Annotated in this window: 10 protein-coding genes; 4 read left to right on the top strand and 6 right to left on the bottom strand. The window is 70.0% G+C overall.

The window, feature by feature from the left end; translation table 11 throughout:
* Window positions 1-34: 34 nt before the first annotated feature.
* Window positions 35-3406: a discoidin domain-containing protein gene (locus tag HDA40_RS06605; RefSeq protein ID WP_253763580.1), complete on the bottom strand. Its 3372-nt coding sequence runs from the start codon at window positions 3404-3406 to the stop codon at window positions 35-37.
* A 245-nt stretch (window positions 3407-3651) separates the two neighbouring features.
* On the opposite strand from HDA40_RS06605, the gene HDA40_RS06610 reads away from it, so the two are divergent.
* Entirely contained in the window at window positions 3652-5076 is a 1425-nt protein-coding gene (locus tag HDA40_RS06610) for a GH1 family beta-glucosidase (RefSeq protein ID WP_253753015.1), read from the top strand.
* Here the strand turns inward: HDA40_RS06610 and HDA40_RS06615 are convergent.
* Both HDA40_RS06615 and HDA40_RS06620 read right to left on the bottom strand, forming a co-directional pair.
* On the bottom strand, window positions 5042-6283 hold the full coding sequence (locus tag HDA40_RS06615; protein WP_253753016.1) for a glycosyltransferase: 1242 nt from the start codon (window positions 6281-6283) through the stop codon (window positions 5042-5044). The two genes, HDA40_RS06610 and HDA40_RS06615, sit on opposite strands and share 35 nt — an antisense overlap.
* Before the next feature lie 290 nt (window positions 6284-6573).
* The gene (locus tag HDA40_RS06620; protein WP_372503153.1) at window positions 6574-7266 is read right to left on the bottom strand and encodes a GmrSD restriction endonuclease domain-containing protein; all 693 of its coding nucleotides are present in this window, start codon (window positions 7264-7266) and stop codon (window positions 6574-6576) included.
* Between the two features lie 374 nt (window positions 7267-7640).
* Between HDA40_RS06620 and HDA40_RS06625 the strand changes: the two genes are divergently transcribed.
* Complete coding sequence (locus HDA40_RS06625; protein WP_253753018.1) at window positions 7641-10634, top strand: S8 family peptidase; 2994 nt, start codon at window positions 7641-7643, stop codon at window positions 10632-10634.
* Window positions 10635-10871: 237 nt separating this feature from the next.
* Here HDA40_RS06625 and HDA40_RS06630 read toward each other — a convergent pair whose 3' ends face one another.
* Window positions 10872-11465 (bottom strand): dihydrofolate reductase family protein, encoded by a 594-nt coding sequence (locus HDA40_RS06630; protein WP_253753020.1) that lies wholly within the window; start codon window positions 11463-11465, stop codon window positions 10872-10874.
* A 247-nt stretch (window positions 11466-11712) separates the two neighbouring features.
* Here HDA40_RS06630 and HDA40_RS06635 point away from each other — a divergent pair, with 247 nt between their 5' ends.
* Together HDA40_RS06635 and HDA40_RS06640 are read left to right on the top strand one after the other, a co-directional pair.
* Window positions 11713-12618 carry a hypothetical protein gene (locus HDA40_RS06635; protein ID WP_253753022.1) on the top strand — a complete coding sequence of 302 codons (906 nt, stop codon included), beginning with the start codon at window positions 11713-11715 and terminating at the stop codon, window positions 12616-12618.
* 113 nt (window positions 12619-12731) lie between these two features.
* Complete coding sequence (locus tag HDA40_RS06640) at window positions 12732-13463, top strand: D-Ala-D-Ala carboxypeptidase family metallohydrolase (protein ID WP_253753024.1); 732 nt, start codon at window positions 12732-12734, stop codon at window positions 13461-13463.
* A 54-nt stretch (window positions 13464-13517) separates the two neighbouring features.
* Here HDA40_RS06640 and HDA40_RS06645 read toward each other — a convergent pair whose 3' ends face one another.
* Together HDA40_RS06645 and HDA40_RS06650 are read right to left on the bottom strand one after the other, a co-directional pair.
* On the bottom strand, window positions 13518-15764 hold the full coding sequence (locus HDA40_RS06645; RefSeq protein WP_253753026.1) for an amphi-Trp domain-containing protein: 2247 nt from the start codon (window positions 15762-15764) through the stop codon (window positions 13518-13520).
* Between the two features lie 182 nt (window positions 15765-15946).
* Window positions 15947-16984, bottom strand: a complete 1038-nt coding sequence (locus tag HDA40_RS06650) for a ScyD/ScyE family protein (RefSeq protein ID WP_253753028.1) — start codon at window positions 16982-16984, stop codon at window positions 15947-15949.
* Between the last annotated feature and the right edge of the window lie 2 nt (window positions 16985-16986).

The following is a 16986-nucleotide window of genomic DNA, read 5'->3' on the forward strand; positions in this document are numbered from 1 at the left end:
GGGCGCCCGGGCAGGAGCGCCCCCGCGACGGGAGTCACGGCTTGTAGACGCCGAGCTCCCAGAGGGAATAGCCGTAGGCGGTGGCCCGGTCGGTCCCGTTCACCCGGACGTAGCGAGCCGAGGCGTTCAGCGCTATCTCATCGAACCCGCCGTCGCCACTCGTCGTCGAGTAGACGGTGGACCAGGTGCTGCCGTCGGTCGACACCTGCACCTGGTACGCCTTGGCGTACGCGGCTTCCCAGCCCAGCTCGACATGGTTGATCGCGGTGACCGAACCGAGGTCCACCTGGAACCACGCGGTGGCCACCCATTCGGAGGCCCACCGCGTACTCCAGTTCCCGTCGACGGCGTAGGACGGCAGCTGCGGCCCGTTCGCGCCCGTCGGCTGGTAGGAGGAAGCGGTCGCGGTCTTGCCGAGTGCCACGTTCGTCCCCGGGATCGTCGGCGGCACCACCTTGACCGAGCGCTGCTCGATCCCGACGTTGCCGTGGCCGTCGAAGGCGTACACGTAGATCTTCCAGACGCCCAGCGACTCCGGGGCGGTGACGGTGAACTGGCCGTTGCCGGTCTGGGTGAACCGGAGGTTGGTCAGCCCGGTGCCACCGCTGATGTGCTTGTCGCTCGCCATCAGGTTGTACCGGATCGCGTCGCCTTGTGGATCGCTCGCCGCGACGTTCACGGTGAACGTGCCGCCCGCGGGCACGGCGGTCTGGTTCGCCACGGTCATCGAGGTGATCTCCGGTGGCGTGTTCGCCGCCGTCGCCCCGGTGTACGCCTTCTGCAGCGCGTAGAACCCGAGCCGATGCCAGCCGCCGGGATAGGTGTTGAGCCACACTCCGCCGAAGTCGTTCTCCAGTCCGTAGTGGAACTCGGTCGCGCCGAGCGCCACCCCGGGATGGGCCTTCACGGCGGCCCAGCTGGCCGTGTACCCGTCTCGTTTCTGCAGGTCGGACGGCTCGGTCGGGACGCCGTTGACGTCGTTGGGCACCTCCCACTCCCCGGCCGGTCCGCCCTCCGTGATGATGTACGGCTTGGTGTGACCGCCATCGATCCACGCCTGCTTCACGCCGCCGATCGCGCCGTAGGAGTTCACCGCGAGCAGGTCCAGCGCCGGGGCGTACTGCTTGTAGTAGGGCCACGCGCCGGTCCAGGCGTCGGTCGAGGTCACGGGGTGATTCGGGTCCGCGGCATGGATCGCCACCGCGACCTCGTTCACGAACTGGGCGTACGCGACGCGCCGTGCCTCGACCTCGGCGGCGGGCAGGCCGTGGTCCTGCATGGTCAGGATCACCTCGTTGCCGACGTCCCACAACAAGACGCCGGGGTTGTTCTTCAAGGCGTTGACGCGGTTGACGATCTCCGCCTTCGTGTTCGCCTTGTAGGTCGCGTCGTTGACGTAGTCCGCGCCCTGGTTGAGCCAGTGCCCGACGACGACCTTCAGACCTTGCCGAGCCGCCGTGTTCAGCAGCGTCGGCGTGTTGGCGTCGTCCACTCCCCATGTACGCAAAGTGTTGACCCCGGCCGCCTTGAGATCTCGGACGTAGCCGTCGGCCGCGCCCTGCGGCGGCCCGTAGGTCAGCCCGCGTACCTCCCAGGGGGATCCGTTGACCTGCAACTGCCAGTTCCCTTGCGTGCCAACCACTTTGACGACGCTCGGCCCGGCCGGGATCGCCGGATCGGTCATCGCCGGGGCGGACGCGCCGGTCTGCTTCTGCACGGTCACCGAGTCGACGGTCATGACGCCGCCCGACGTCGTGTCCGGGGTCGGCACCGTACGCCCGGCCACCGCGCTCGGCCACGCGCCGCCGATCGGCAACTCCAGCCGGAGGTAGAAGCCGTGGTGGACGGCGGCGTCCCAGGCGGCCACGCCGACCTGGCTCTGTTTGACCACCCACGTCTGCACCCCGTCGAGGTAGAACCGGATCTCCTCGTCGGTCTTGGTGCGGTCGACGACCTGGGCGTACTCGTGCAGGCCGGTCTGGCAGCCGGCACAGGTCGCCAGACCGCTGCTGCGGCCGGTGTACTCGCCGCAGACCCCGTCCGGCGCGGTACCGCAGTGCAGGGTCTGGGCGAGCTGGCTCCGCCCGTTGACCCCGGCCATGATGTCGGTCTCCCCGACTCCCGGCCAGTTGGTGTAGTTCCCGCGGTACGCCGCCCCCGTCGCCCGGAACGCGGGCCAGTAGCCCAGCGCGTTGGCCACATTGGGCTGCTGGATGACGGCGGCGAAGCGGACGAGTTCACCAGGGTTGGCCGCGAAGTCGGTGCGCTGAGTCTCCAAGCGCCCGGAGGTCCAGTTGCCGGATCCGTCGCGGATCGCCTTGATGGCCAGCTTCCCGGTGCCGTCGAGCGAGACGTTCGCCGTCGAGGCGCTGGCCGTCTCGACTTCGCCGGTTCCCCAGTTCGCCGCGCCGCCGGGGTACTGCGTACCGGTGCGGAGCAGCCAGTTGGCCGAACTCGGCGAGGTGTCGGCCGGCCCAGTGAAGTCCTCGCTCCACATGGTGGTCCACGTCCCGCTCGGCGACGTGCTCGGCGTCGGGCTCGGGCTTCCGGTGCCGCCGGAACCGGTGAAGACCTGAAGCTCCCAGATCGAGTAGCCGTAACCGGTCGCCCGGGCGGTGCCGTAGACCCGCAGGTAGCGGCCCGATCCGGCGACGTCGAGCGGCTGGGTGCCGCCGGTGCTCGTCGTCGTGGAGTAGAGCGTCTGCCAATTCGTGCTGCCGTCGGCCGACACCTGCACCTGGTACGCCGACGCGTACGCCGCCTCCCACTGCACGACGACCCGGCAGATCGACTGCGTGCTGCCGAGGTCGACGCGCAGCCATTGTGGATCGGCGAACAGGCTCGACCAGCGGGTGCCGGCGTTGCCGTCGACGGCGGCGGTCGCCGGGTTGGCCTCGTTCTCGGCCGAGGAGGCGGTCGCCGGCTGGTTCAACGCCCGGTTCGTGCCGGTGTCGCAGGCGGACCCGCCGAGCGTGCCGTAGACCTGGAACTCCCACAGCGATACGCCGTACCCGGTCGCCCGGGCGGTCGTGTAGACGCGGACGTACCGGCCGGAGCCGGAGACCGTGAGGGTCTGGGTGCCGCCGGTGCCCGTCGTCGTGGAGTAGATCGTCTGCCAGTTCGTGCTGCCGTCGGCCGACACCTGCACCTGGTACGCCGACGCGTACGCCGCCTCCCATTGGAGGACGACCCGGCTGATCGCCGCGGTCGCGCCGAGGTCGACCCGCAGCCATTGCGGATCGGCGAACAGACTCGACCAGCGGGTGCCGGCGTTGCCGTCGACGGCGGCCTCGGCGGGCGTACCGGCTCCCTCGGCGGACGAGGCGAGCACCGGTCTGCCTTGGGAGAGCAGGGAATCCGCCGCGCTGGCGCGCAACGGGATGATCGCGATCGCGGCGGCCAGCATGGTGGTCAGCGCTGCGGCGGCCACGGATATCAGGGGGATGCGGAGGTTCACGGGCGATCACCTACCGGGATTCGGTGCGTTGATCATGGAGTTTCCGGTCACGACACGCCGCCGAGAGCACGGTCAACTCCATGATCAACGCGCTTGGATGTGGGAGAGCGCTCTCCGTTCGTACGCCGATGTTTCGGCCTTGTCAAGGATCGATGTCTTGACAACACCCCGGATCAGGCGGAACGCTGTGCCCCATGAATGGAGAGCGCTCTCCGGCAGCTGCGGCCGGACCAGCGGAACACTTCCCGGCCGGCTTCTGGTGGGGTGCCGCCACCGCGGCGTACCAGATCGAAGGGGCCGTCGCCGACGACGGGCGTACTCCGTCCATCTGGGACACCTTCTGCGCCCGGCCCGGCATCGTCGCCGACGGGCACACCGGCGAACGCGCCGCCGAGCACTACCACCGGTACGCCGACGACGTCGCACTGATGGCCGAGATCGGGCTGAACGCGTACCGCTTCTCGGTGTCGTGGCCGCGCGTGGTGGCCGACGGGACCGGCCCGGTGACCGAGGCCGGGCTCGCCTTCTACGACCGCCTCGTCGACGCGCTCTGCGACCGCGGGATCATGCCCGTCGCGACCCTCTACCACTGGGACCTCCCCCAGGCGCTGGAAGACCGCGGCGGCTGGCTCGAGCGGGACACCGCGTCCCGGTTCGCCGAGTACGCCGAGGTCGTCGCGAATCGGCTCGGCGACCGCGTCGGCCTGTGGTGCACCCTCAACGAGCCCTGGTGCTCCGCGTTCCTCGGCTACGGCTCGGGCGCGCACGCCCCCGGGCGGGCCGACGGCGCGGCCGCCTTCGAAGCCGTGCACCACCTGCTGCTCGGCCACGGTCTGGCCACGCAGGCGATCCGGGCAGCGGCCCCAGGCTCCCGGGTCTCCGCCGCGCTCAATCAGGGCGCCGTCCGTCCGGTCTCCGGCGATCCGGCCGATCTCGACGCGGCTCGCCGCATCGACGGGCTGCTCAACCGCATCTTCGCTGACCCGATCCTGCGGTGTGCGTACCCGTTGGATGTGCTGGGGGACACCGCGGGCGTTACCGACTGGCGGTTCGTGCGAGACGACGACCTGAAGGTCATCGGTACGCCGATCGACCTGCTGGGCGTGAACTACTACCAGCCGGACCTGGTCGGAGCCGCCGCCGAACCGGCGACCGGGTCGTGGCCGTTCCCCAGCGCGGAGCGGGTGGCGTTCCACAAGCCGCCGGGCCCGGTGACCGCGATGGACTGGACCGTCGACCCCAGCGGGCTCACCGAGATGCTCGTCCGCGTAACCCGCGAGTACGACATCCCGATCGTGGTGACCGAGAACGGCGCCGCTTACGCGGACGACCTGGTCGACGGGCGAGTGCACGACATCGAGCGGACGTCCTATCTGCAGGCGCACGTCTCGGCGCTGACCGAGGCGATGGCGGCGGGCGTGGATCTGCGGGGTTACTTCGTCTGGTCGCTGCTGGACAACTTCGAGTGGGCCCTCGGCTACGGCAAACGATTCGGCATCGTCCACGTCGACTACGCCACCCAGCAGCGGGTGCTGAAGGACAGCGCCCGGTGGTACGCGAACCTGATCGCGCACCACCAAGCGGTCACTCGCCCAGCGGACGACGCATCAGCGCGTTGATCAGCTGACGGTATCGCGCGGCCACGTCCGGCCAGCTCGCGATCGGAGCGGCCGCCGCGTTGTGAGCGCTCATCGCCTTCGCCAAGGCCGGCTCGGAGAGCACGCGGACCAGCGCGTCGGCGGTCGCGGCGGCGTCGCCGGGCGGGACCAGCAGCCCACCGCGCTCACCGTGGAGCACCTCTCGCGCGAACACATTAGACGCGCAGACCAGTGGACGCGCGACGGTCATCGCATCGGCGAACACCGACGAGAAGGTCGGATCACTGCCGCCCTGCGGGAGCAGGACGGCGTCGGCGCCATGCACGAGCGCGGCAAGGCTCGCCGAACCGAGCCGGCCGATGTGGAACTCGACCCGGTCGCTGATGCCCAGGGCACCGGCCAGTTCGAGCAACGAGTGCCGATACCGATCACCGTCCACGGTGCCGAGACTGGGATCGAGCGGCCCCGCGATCGTGTATCTCGGCGCGTGGCCCAGCTTCCCGGCGAGCGCCAGCGCGTGCAGTCCGGTTTCGATGCCGCGGCCCGGGCCGAGCAGCCCCCAGGTGAGAATGTTGGTGCGACGCCGGGGCCGGTCCGGCCGCATGTCCGGTACCGAGGCCGCGGTGAGCTGAGCGCCGTGCCGGATCGTGCTGAGCTTGCGGGGCTCGACGTGATACTGGTCGAGAAGGAGGCGCCGTCCGGTCTCCGACAGCGTCACCACCGCGTCGGCCGAACTCGTGAGCAGTTCCGTGATGAACCGTTGCCGGGCCGTCGGCTGCTGATGAAGATCCTGGATGATCACGATGACCGGGCGGGTGATCCATTCCAGGACGTCCAGGACCTGGTCGCCCTCAGTCCCGCCGTAGACACCGTCCTGGTAATGGATGATCGCGGCATCACCCTGATTCATCACCGCGGCGGCCGCCCGTGCACCGTCCACACCGTCGGCCAGACGATGAACGATCTCGGGCGACGTGGCCCCCTCCGGGGCGGCGAGCGCCTGCACCACGTTCACCGTGAGGTCGGGGCGGTCGGCGAGCAGACCGGCCCGCAGCCCGCCCGCGAAGGTCGACAGGCCACCGATGTCGGCGGCGTAGCCCGCGAGCAGGGTGACCGAGGTCGCGGTCGCCGGCGCGCTGGTCGATCGAGGGGCGAACATGCTGGCCAGCCGGCGGTCCGGCATGGCCGGTCCGGTGTACGGCGACGACGAGGTCCGGGCGCGGATCATGGAGAGGTCTCCGATCGATCAGCCGAAACGACGGGCGTCATGTCGCACCACGACACCCCCGCCGGATGTCGAAACCACCCGGGCGCGCCTCGCAGACGGCTTACCCTCGCCCTGCCGGCACCGGAGAAGTGCTGGGATCGCCGAATGCGACACCGCTTCCGCCGGGCTGCCTCAACCCTACACGAGCACTCGGAATTACCTTGATCGTGCGTGTCCTCCTGATTCGCCGGAAGGATGGGGCCCCGGCGGCCGAACTCGCCGGCCGCCGGACGACCGAGGGGGCGGTTGCCTCAGCAGGAGGTCAGCATCGAGGTCAACGCGGACTTCTCGGAACTGTCGACGGTCAGGCTGTAGTACCACTTCGCCTGGATCCAAGACTTGGCGTAGGTGCACCAGAACGAGGTGAGCGACGGCTTCCAGTGCGCGGGGTCCTGATCGCCCTTGGCCTGGTTCACGTTGTCGGTGACCGCCCACAGCTCGGGACCGCCGAGGTCGTTGGCGTACGCCTGACGCTGCGCGGTCGTCCACGCCCACGCGCCGGAACGCCAGGCCTCGGCCAGCGGCACCATGTGGTCGATGTCGATGTCGGCCGGGTCCGTCCAGGTGGCCCCGTCATACGGGCTGTACCAGGAACCGGAGGTCGGGTAGCAGCTGCTATTGACGACCACGTTGGTACCGTCCCGCTTCAGGACCTGCTCCCGGGTGTTGCAGGCACCCGTGATGGTGATCCAATGCGGGAACAGGTCCCGGTCGTACGTGGACTGATGCGACTCGGCGGCTACGGTGAGGGCCGCGAGGCGGCTGACCGCGTTGGCGTACGTCGGGATGTTGGGCGGGGTGGCCAGCGCCGGCGTGGAAAGGGCGACGACCGTCCCAGCCGCGACGGTGAGAGCGGCTGCCGTGGCGAGCACGGCCCAGAGTGATCTGCGCACGAGGGTTCTCCTGCCTGTCCGCGTACGCGGCCGGGCGGGGGTCTCCGGCAGGGGCGCGACACACGGGTGCATTGATTGTGCGAAATATGTCAGGCTCCCGCACCTTGTCGCCGCCGGCCGTCCGGTGAACTGCTTTCCGCGCGATCATGAACTAACGGTCGTGATCGACCGGCGTGGCGTGTCCGCCAGGTCCTGATCGACTCCGCAGGTCCCTGATCAACTTCCCTTCGGAACGAGCGCGGACCCCACCGTTCGATTGATCCACATGTCACATCCGTGTCACGGAATGGCCCAAAGCTGTGGCTACTGCGTCACCCGGGCAGCCGAAAGATCAGGTCGCCATAGGTGATCACGGCGATAGCGTCAACGGTCTGCGGCCCACCACATGGGAGTGCGGGGCCGCGACTCTCAGGAGGTATACCCCCGTGAATCTCCAGCGCCAGGCGGCCCACCGGCTCGCCGTGGGCGCGCTCGCCGTGGTCACGATGGCCGGTCTGACGGTCATTCTGAACGGCAGCGCCACCGCGGCTCCGGGCGGCGCCACCGACACCGCCACGTACATCATCCAGACGGCCGGTCAGCCGATCGCCACGTACGCCGGTGACCGTACCGGGTTCAAGGCGACCAAGCCCGGCAAGGGCAAGAAGGTCGACGCCCATTCCCCCGAGGCCAAGGCGTACGCCCAGCGCCTGTCGAGCGACCACGACGCCGCGCTGCGCGCCGCCGGGGTCAGCTCCACCCGCAAGGGTTACGACTACCAGACGGTCTTCAACGGGTTCAGCGCGCAGCTGACCAAGGCTGAGGCCGCCCGGCTGGCGAAGACCTCCGGTGTGACCGCCGTGTGGGCGGACGAGACCGTGTACGCCGACACCGTCACCACCCCGTCGTTCCTCGGCCTGACCGGCAGCGACGGCGTATGGCAGCAGCAGTTCGGCGGGACCGGGCACGCGGGCGAGGGCGTCATCGTCGGCATCATCGACTCCGGCGTCTGGCCGGAGAACCCGGCGTTCGCCCCGCTGGCCGAGCCCCGCCCCGACTCCGCGACGATCGCCGCCAAGTGGCACGGCACCTGCGACGCCGGCGTCACCGGTACACCGGTGACCTGCAACAACAAGCTGATCGGCGCGCGGTACTACAAGGCGGCCGGCCAGGGCTCGATCCAGCCGGTGGAGTTCTTCTCCCCGCGCGACTACGACGGCCACGGTACGCACACCGCGTCGACGGCGGCCGGCAACACCAACGTGCCCGCCTCGATCAACGGCAGCCCGGTCGGCTCGATCAGCGGCATGGCCCCGGCGGCTCGCATCGCGGTGTACAAGGCGCTCTGGGAGAACCCGCCCGGCTCCAGCGCCACCGCGGGCGGCAGCTCCGTCGACCTCGTGGCCGCCATCAACCAGGCGGTCGCCGACGGCGTCGACGTCATCAACTACTCGATCTCCGGCTCGACGACGTCGGTCGTCAACGCGGTCGAGGTCGCGTTCTTCAACGCCACCGCGGCGGGCGTCTTCGTCGCCACCTCGGCCGGCAACGAGGGTCCGGGCGCGAGCACCGTGGCGCACAACGCGCCCTGGACGGCGACCGTCGCGGCCAGCACGCACCCGCGGGGCAACCAGAAGACGGCCGTCCTCGGCAACGGCGCCCGATACACGGGTGTCGGCGTCGTCAACGCCGCCGTGCCCAGCTCGCCGCTGGTCGACTCGGCGGCGATCCCGGCGTCCGGCCGGACCGTCGCGGACGCCACGCTCTGCCTGCCCGGCTCCATCAATGCGGCACAGGCCGCCGGGAAGATCGTCATCTGCACCCGGGGCAACAACCCCCGGATCGAGAAGGGCCAGGTCGTCAAGGACGCCGGCGGCGTCGGCATGATCCTCGCCAACACCACGGCCGCGCCTGGCCTGGTCGGCGACTTCCACGCCGTCCCGACGGTCCAGGTCGAGGCGCCCGCGGGCGATGCCATCAAGGCGTACGCGGCGACGGCGGGCGCCACGGCGTCGCTGACCGAGACCGACCCGACCCCGGTCCAGGCCCCGATCATGGCCGGATTCTCCTCGACCGGACCGGCTCTGGCCGGTAGCGGCGACCTGCTCAAGCCGGACATCACCGCGCCCGGCGTCGACGTCATCGCCGCGATCTCCCCGGCGAAGGACGGCAACAACTTCAACGCCGAGTCCGGCACCTCGATGTCGAGCCCGCACATCGCCGGCCTCGCCGCCCTGCTCAAGAGCGCCAACCCCGGCTGGGACCCGATCACCATCAAGTCGGCGCTCATGACGACGGCGTACCAGCTCGACAACAAGGGCAACCCGATCCAGACCGCGACCGGCACCGCCGCGACGCCGCTGAACTTCGGTGCCGGGCACGTCCAGCCGGCCTCCGCGTTCAACCCCGGCCTGGTCTACGAATCCGGCCCGGTGGACTGGCTGGCCTACCTGTGCGCCATCGGCCAGGGCGCCGCCGTCGGCCTCGACTGCTCGGCGCTGCCGGCGATCGACCCCAGCGACCTCAACTACCCGTCGATCTCGGTCGGCGACCTGGTGGGCTCGCAGACGATCACGCGTACGGTCACGAACATCACCAACCGTGACTCGAAGTACACGCCGACCGTCGTCGCCCCGGCCGGCGTCACCGTCTCGGTGAGCCCGTCGATCCTCAAGGTCGACGCGGGCCAGAGCGCCACCTACAAGGTGACGCTGACCCGGTCCACGGCCGCCCTCGGCAGCTGGGCGTTCGGCTCGATCAGCTGGTACGACAAGGCCACCGGTCACCGCGACCACACGGTTCGCAGCCCCATCGCGGTCCGGCCCGTCGCGTACGCCGCGCCGACCGAGGTCGTCGGCACGGGTTCCGCGACCATCCCGGTCAAGGTCGGCTACACCGGTACGCTCAACGCCTCCCTGGCCGGCCTTGTCCCCGCGACGGTCACCACCTACCCGTTGGACATGAGCGGCCCGTCGTTCGTGTCCACCAACCCGGCCGCGTCCTCGCGTACGGCGAAGGTGACGGTCACGGTGCCCGCCGGCTCCATCGGCCGGTTCGGCACGTACGCCGCGGACTACTCCGACACGACCGACCTCGACGTCTTCGCGTACGCCGCGGGGACGAAGACGCTGGTCGGGCAGGCGGCGGACGGTGACTCGGAAGAGCTGATCACGCTCGGGCCGGGCACCTACGACGTCTACTACGACCTGTTCGCAGGCGACCCGATCACCAACGTGAAGGGTCACGTCTACCTGCTCGGGTCGACCGCGACGGGTAACGCGACCATCAGCCCCGCCAGCGTGGGTGTCACCACGGGCCAGACGGTCACCGTGACGGTCGCCGGCAGCGGGCTGACCGCCGGCCTGCGTTACCTGGGCCGCGCCACCCTCACCGACGGAACGTCCACGCTTGCGCGGCCGTTCGTCACCATCACCGGCTAACTCCTCAACCCCATCGGAGCGGCCCGCGAGGTTCATCCTCGCGGGCCGCTCCTCTTTCCGTTCCGACTGCTGTCATGATCGTCGGCTGCCGCCATTCTTGGCGCTCTGACGCTGCTGATCGTCGGCTGCCGCCGATCTTGGATGTCGGCCGGCCCATGATCGTCGGCTGCCGCCGATCATCCCGCTCGAAGCAACCTGATTGTCGGCTGCCGACGATCTTGCTCAGCGCTGCGAACGTCACTTGCGAACCTCGTACCGCAGGTGAGTCACCCGGTCGCCGGGAACGATGGACACTGGACCGTCGAGCAGCACCGGGGCGGTCCCGAGCTGCTCGAAGAACGGCGTACCACTGCCCAGCAGGACCGGGACGAGGTCGACCCAGACCTCGTCGAGCAGCCCGGCGTCCAGGCATTGGCGCGCGATGGTCCCGCCGTTGACCCCGACCACCTGGTCCCCCGCGATCTCGGCCGCCTTGGCGACCGCGGCCTCGATGCCTTCGGTGACGAAGACGAAGTTCTCGTCAGCCGGTGCCCAGCCCTCGGGGACGCTGTGGGTGAGGACGACGACCGTCCGGTCCAGCGGATGCCGCCCACCCCAACCCTTGACCAGGTCGAACAACCGGCGCCCCACGACGAGCGAACCGGTCTGCGAGATGTAGCCGGTGAGATAGTCGGCGCTCGCCCGGCTCAGCTTGAATGTCATGTCCGAGGCGGTCGGCACCTCGACGTCCCCGTTGAAGTACCACTCGAAGAGATGGTCGAAGCCGCTCTCTCCCGGACCGGCGATGTAGCCGTCGAGGGACATGCTCGCGCCGGTGTAGACCTTGCTCATCTCATTGCTCCTTCGGTGTCACGGTGCCTATACCCATGCGTCGGACAGCGCCCGCCGGAAACGACACCCGGGCCGGACTTTTTCCCGGCCACGCCTCACCAGGAGGCAGGCACCGTGCACCAGGCGTCAGGGCCACCGGAACCGGGTGGCAGGCCGCCGTCGCCGAGTCGAGCCGCGAACCGCCGGAATCGGCGACTCCCCGCGTACGCCGCCGGTCCTAGCATCGGCGCATGCAGATGGGCTGGGCATGACCGCGCCCGCCGGTTCACCCTGGCGATTCAATCCGCCGCCGGGCTGGCCGGTGCCGCCGTCGGGCTGGACGCCGCCCCCGGGCTGGAAGCCGGACCCCTCGTGGCCGCCCGCGCCCGCCGGCTGGGCGTTCTGGATCCCGATGCAGCGAGCCCCACTGGCCGCGGCACCGCCGGTCCCCCAACCGCCGCTTGCCGCGCCGCAGACCCCGATCGTCGCCCCGCAGATCCGCCAGGTCCCGTTTGCCGCGCCCCACAGTCCGCCGGCTCCAAAAGCGGCGCCGCCGATCCGCCAAGCCCCGCCGGCCGTCACCTACACGCCCACCACCTACACCTCACCGCGCAAATCGGGGCTCAGTACCGCCGTCAAGATCCTCGCCGGGTTCATCTCCCTGGCAGCCGCGGTCGCCTCGGTCTGGTTCGGCTACCAGGCACTGCCCGAGAAGTACACGGTCGAACAGTGGCGGCAGAAGGCGATGGCCACCTGTGAGCGGGACTTCGCCGACGTCCGGTTCTCCGTCAACGGCGTACTTCTCAAGGTGGGCGCGTCGATGGCGAGCCTGCCGCCGCCCGGTCAGGTGAACCAGGGCATGACAGAGGCGGCCACGGCACTCGGCGACCTGGCCAAGGCGCTGCGCCGGTTCAGCGCCGACCTCCGGGAGATCAAGGTCCCGGAGGATCTGCGGCGGACCGATCTGGACGCGTACCTGACGCTGACCGGGCAGCTGACCGGAGGCATCGAGCAGATGGCCGACCTCCTGGTGCAGTACCAGATCGGCAACGCGACACCGGAGATGATGCAGCAGACCATGACCACCATGGACACGATGTCGCAGACCACGATCCCGCAATGGGGCAAGGCCGCGCAGCGCCTCGGTCTGGATACGTGCGTCCCCACCTCTTGACCACAAGGCGGCAATAATCTTCAATGTGTCTCTGCCGGATGAAATCTGGCACCGTCCGTCAAGGACGGCATCGCGCAACTCCGCCCGCAACCCCCCGGAACAAGGAGTCAACGATGCTCAGACACGCCCTCAAGCTCCTCACCACGCTCGCCCTGGCCGCCGGGTTCTCCGTCACGGCCCTCGTGTTCACCGGCGCGCCCGCACACGCGGACGGCTGCTACACGTGGGGCCGGACGCTGTCGCAGGGAATGTCCGGTGAGGACGTACGACAGCTCCAGATCAGAGTGTCCGGTTACCCCGGCTACGGAGCGGTCATCTCGCTCGACGGCTCGTTCGGGCCGGCGACCGCCGCAGCCGTCACCCGCTTCCAGCAGGCGTACGGGCTCTCCGCGGACGGCGTCGCCGGACCGCAGACGTTCTCGCAGATCTACGCCCTGCAGGACGACGACTGCACACCGATCCACTTCACCTACGGCGAGCTGAACAACTGCAACTCGGACTGGTCGGGCGGCGCCGTCTCAGCGGCTACCGCCAAGTTCAACGCCCGCGTCACCATGTGGAAGCTGGAGGCGCTCCGCAAGGATCTGGGCACTCCGCTGTACATCAGCAGCGGCTTCCGCAGCTACTCCTGCAACTCGGCGGCCGGCGGCTCGTCCACCAGCCGCCATCTCTACGGCGACGCGGCCGATCTGACCGGCGCGCCGTCGTTCTGCACCATGGCTCAGCGCGCTCGCTACCACGGGTTCGCCGAGATTCTCGGTCCCGGCTACCCGGACCACAGCGATCACACGCACGTCGCGAACCGCGCCAGCCAGTTCTGGTCCGCGTCGGTCTGCGGCATCTGATCGCTCGGGTCAAGCAAAGGAGCGGCGGCGCCAGGCCGCCGCTCCTTTCATCATCTAGTACGCCTGACGCCACGGCCCGCCCGGCTGATGCGGCTGGGGGCTGGCCGGCTCATCGGCCGGCACATCCGACTCGGCGGAATCGTCCGCCTCGGCCGCGGGCGGCTGAGCGGGCTGCGGCACGACCGGAGCGCCGTAGACGCCGCCGACCGGAACCGGACCGCCGCCGTGCACCGGAGCGGCCTGGCCGCCGCCATAGACCGTCGGAGTCGGCCGGTACGCCGCCGGAGCAGCACCACTCGGGAAGCTCGGCGGAGTCGGCCGCGCGCCGGGCACCGAAGCGGTCGCGACATACACACCGGTAGCCTTCTCGCCCGGCGCAGCGGACTCAGCCTGCTCACCGGTCTCAGCCTGCTCCGCGGTGTCGGCGATCTCAGCCTGCTCCGCGGCGTCGGCGGTCTGAGCCGGCTCAGCGGTGTCGGCGATCTCAGCCGCGACGGCGGCGTCGCCGTCCCCCTCGGCGGCGGTCTCCACCGCCACCTCCGCGGCCGCTGGCGCGGCCGCGGTGCCGCCAAAATGTGCAGCCTCACCGTCCGTCGAATCCTCGTCGCCAGCCCCGGCGTCTACCGCAACGGGCGTGGCAGCCACTCCCTCAGCCACCTCGCCCTCGCCGGCTACGTCGCCGACTTCCTCACCGGCTTCCGCAGCAGCACCGGCAGCCTCGTCGGCCTCGGCGACCACCTCGGCCTCGGCGTCCTCAGCGTCGTCGCCGTCCGCATCCTCCGCCGCCTCAGTGTCCACTGCTTCAACGGACTCGTCGCCTACCGCAGCCTCGTCAGCCTCCGCGAGCACCTCAGCGTCATCGCCCTCAGCGTCATCGGCGGCCTCGGCGTCATCGGCCGCCTCAGCGTCCACCGCTTCAACGGCCTCATCGCCAGCCTCGGCCTCCTCAGCCACCGCGACCACCTCGGCCTCGCCGTCCTCGTCGGCCTCGCCATCCTGGTCCGCAGCAACGTCATCGGACTCATCGCCTTCAGCCGCATCGGCCTCCGCGACGACCTCAGCGGTGTCACCCGACTCCTCGTCGCCGCCCTCAGCGTCGTCAGCGTCCACTGCCTCAACAGCTTCGTCGCCGACCTCAGCCTCGTCAGCCACCGCGACTACCTCGGCGTCGCCGTCCTCGTCACCCTCGTCGCCCTCAGTGTCACCGGACTCATCACCCTCAGCGGCAACGGCCTCCGCAACGACCTCGGCGGTGTCACCGGACTCTTCGTCGTCACCGTCAACGTCGTCACCTTCGGCGTCATCGGCGGCCTCAGTGTCCACTGCCTCAACAGCTTCGTCGCTGACCTCAGCCTCGTCAGCCTCCGCGACTACCTCGGCGTCGCCGTCCTCGCCGCCTTCGTCGGCCTCAGTGTCACCGGACTCATCACCCTCAGCGGCAACGGCCTCCGCAACGGCCTCGGCGGTGTCACCGGACTCTTCGTCGCCTTCGGCGTCGTCGACCTCAGCGTCATCCGCCTCCGCGACAACGTCAGCGGCGTCATCGGATTCCTCGCCTTCACCGGCGTCGGCTTCCGCGACGACCTCGGCCGCGCCGTCCGACTCATCGGCGTCGTCCTCGCTCTCCTCGACGGCGTCCGTAGCTTCCGCGTCCACCGCTTCAACGGCGGCGTCGTCGGACTCGTGGGCGTCCTCGTCGGCGTCATCGTCAGCGGCGTCGGCTTCCGCGACCAGTTCGGCGTCCTCGTCTGCTTCGGCGGCCACGGCTTCCGCGACGACGGCCTCGGGTGCTCCCTCGAAGTCTTCGTTCGCGTCTTCGTCCGAGGCGACGGCGGTGTCGGCCACCGCATCGGCGGCGAGCTCGGCCGCGCTGTCGATCGCCGGGTCGGACTCGGACGCGGCGGCCTCCTCCGTGGTGTCGGACTCGTCGTCGGCGGCGTCCACAAGGGATGCGACAACGACGGAGGCAGCCACGGGGGCGGCGGCGGCTGCGGCGGTCACGGCGGTGGAGTCTTCGGAGGCCGGGGACTCGGCGGCCTCAGTGGATTCGTCCGATTCGGTGTCCTCGGCGGAATCGCCGGACTCGGCGTCGATTCTGCCCCAGGTCACCTCGATCTCGATGGAGGTCTCCGAGCCTTCGCTCTCGATTTCCAGTTCACAGTGGACGTTGTCGGCGACGGACACGGTGCCACCGGCACCGAAGAACACCTTGCCGCCCGAGTCCAGCTGGTCAGCGATAGCCCGCAACCAGGCTGCCAGATCATGCCGTGAGATGACGCGCGAGTCCTCGAAGATCTCCATGGCGAGCATGCTTGCACAACCGTGCACGTACCGCGTCCACCCAGCGGAGGAACCATGACTGAACAACACGGGACGGCACGATCATGGGGAAACGGGCGCGATCATGAACTGGGGGCGGCGACACACCGTCGAGAGCCTCCATAAGTTCATGATCGCGCCCCAAAGCCCCACAAGCCCAACCGTTAGAGCGGTACGCGTACGATCTGGCCGCCGCCGGCGCACACGCCGCAGTCGCTGATGTAGGCGTACCCGTTGTGGAGAGCGAGACCACCGGGGAGGACGAGGCCGCCGACGATCGTGACCGGCGACCGGCCGGGGCGGATCTTGAGCAGGCGGCCGGACGGTACCGGGCTGAGCAACCCCTCGTGGGCGATCTCCAGGGCGTAGATCGTGCCGTCCGGCGCGACCGCGACGTCGATCAGGTCGGTCAGGCCTTGCGCGACGATCTGCGGCTGCCGGCCGGGGACGACGCGGTAGACGCGCGCCGCGCCGTTGGGGAAGGGGAAGCCGGTGAGCTGTCCGACGTAGTACGCGCCCTGGTGGTACGCGACGCCGGTCGGTACGGCCTGGAAGCCGTCGCGTTCCGGGAAGACCGCGAGGGTCTTGATCGCGCCGGTGGCTGAGATGCCCAGCAGGCTGTTGCCGCCCGCGTCGGTGACGGCGAGGCCGCCCGGTCCGGGCACCACGCTCTGTGGGTTCGAGTCGGTCTCGCCGCCGTCCGGGTTGTGCGCCTTCTCGTACGCCGAAACGTCCGCCACCCGCTTGAGCGTCGGCGTGGTCGAACCAGGGACGAAGGTGTAGAGGCTGCCGAGCTGCTTCCCCGCTGCCGGCAGCTGAGCGCGCAGGTCGGGATTCGCGCCCAGGCCCGTGGTGAGCAAGCCGATCCCGAGGAAGCTGACGTCGGACGGGCCGATCGCACTGGAGCCGTCCGGGGCGGCCAGGGACGGCAGGCCGGTGACGACCCGGGACAGCGTGCCGTTCTTGATTCGGGCGAGCGCGCCGGTCGGGCCGAAGCAGGACTCGCCGCCCTCGGGGCCGGGGAAGCAGGGGCCGGCTCCGCCTTTGCCCGCCTCGGCGACGTAGAGCGCGCCGTCTGGGCCGAACGCGAGTCCGCGAGGATTGTTCAGACCCTGTACGACCACAGTGGCCGGGGCCGCCATCGCGGGTGTGGGGGCGAGCGCGGCCGCCAAGGCGACCGCGCTCGCGACGAGTACGCGCACGA

It is taken from the genome of Hamadaea flava (genome assembly GCF_024172085.1).
In the GTDB taxonomy this organism is placed as follows: Bacteria; Actinomycetota; Actinomycetes; order Mycobacteriales; family Micromonosporaceae; genus Hamadaea; species Hamadaea flava.

What these genes read in the sequence shown, in the direction of transcription:
- HDA40_RS06605 (WP_253763580.1), bottom strand. Translation starts at nt 3,406, where the DNA reads ATGCTGGCCGCCGCGATCGCGATCATCCCGTTGCGCGCCAGCGCGGCG.
- HDA40_RS06610 (WP_253753015.1), top strand. Translation starts at nt 3,652, where the DNA reads ATGAATGGAGAGCGCTCTCCGGCAGCTGCGGCCGGACCAGCGGAACAC.
- HDA40_RS06615 (WP_253753016.1), bottom strand. Translation starts at nt 6,283, where the DNA reads ATGATCCGCGCCCGGACCTCGTCGTCGCCGTACACCGGACCGGCCATG.
- HDA40_RS06630 (WP_253753020.1), bottom strand. Translation starts at nt 11,465, where the DNA reads ATGAGCAAGGTCTACACCGGCGCGAGCATGTCCCTCGACGGCTACATC.
- HDA40_RS06635 (WP_253753022.1), top strand. Translation starts at nt 11,713, where the DNA reads ATGACCGCGCCCGCCGGTTCACCCTGGCGATTCAATCCGCCGCCGGGC.
- HDA40_RS06640 (WP_253753024.1), top strand. Translation starts at nt 12,732, where the DNA reads ATGCTCAGACACGCCCTCAAGCTCCTCACCACGCTCGCCCTGGCCGCC.
- HDA40_RS06645 (WP_253753026.1), bottom strand. Translation starts at nt 15,764, where the DNA reads ATGGAGATCTTCGAGGACTCGCGCGTCATCTCACGGCATGATCTGGCA.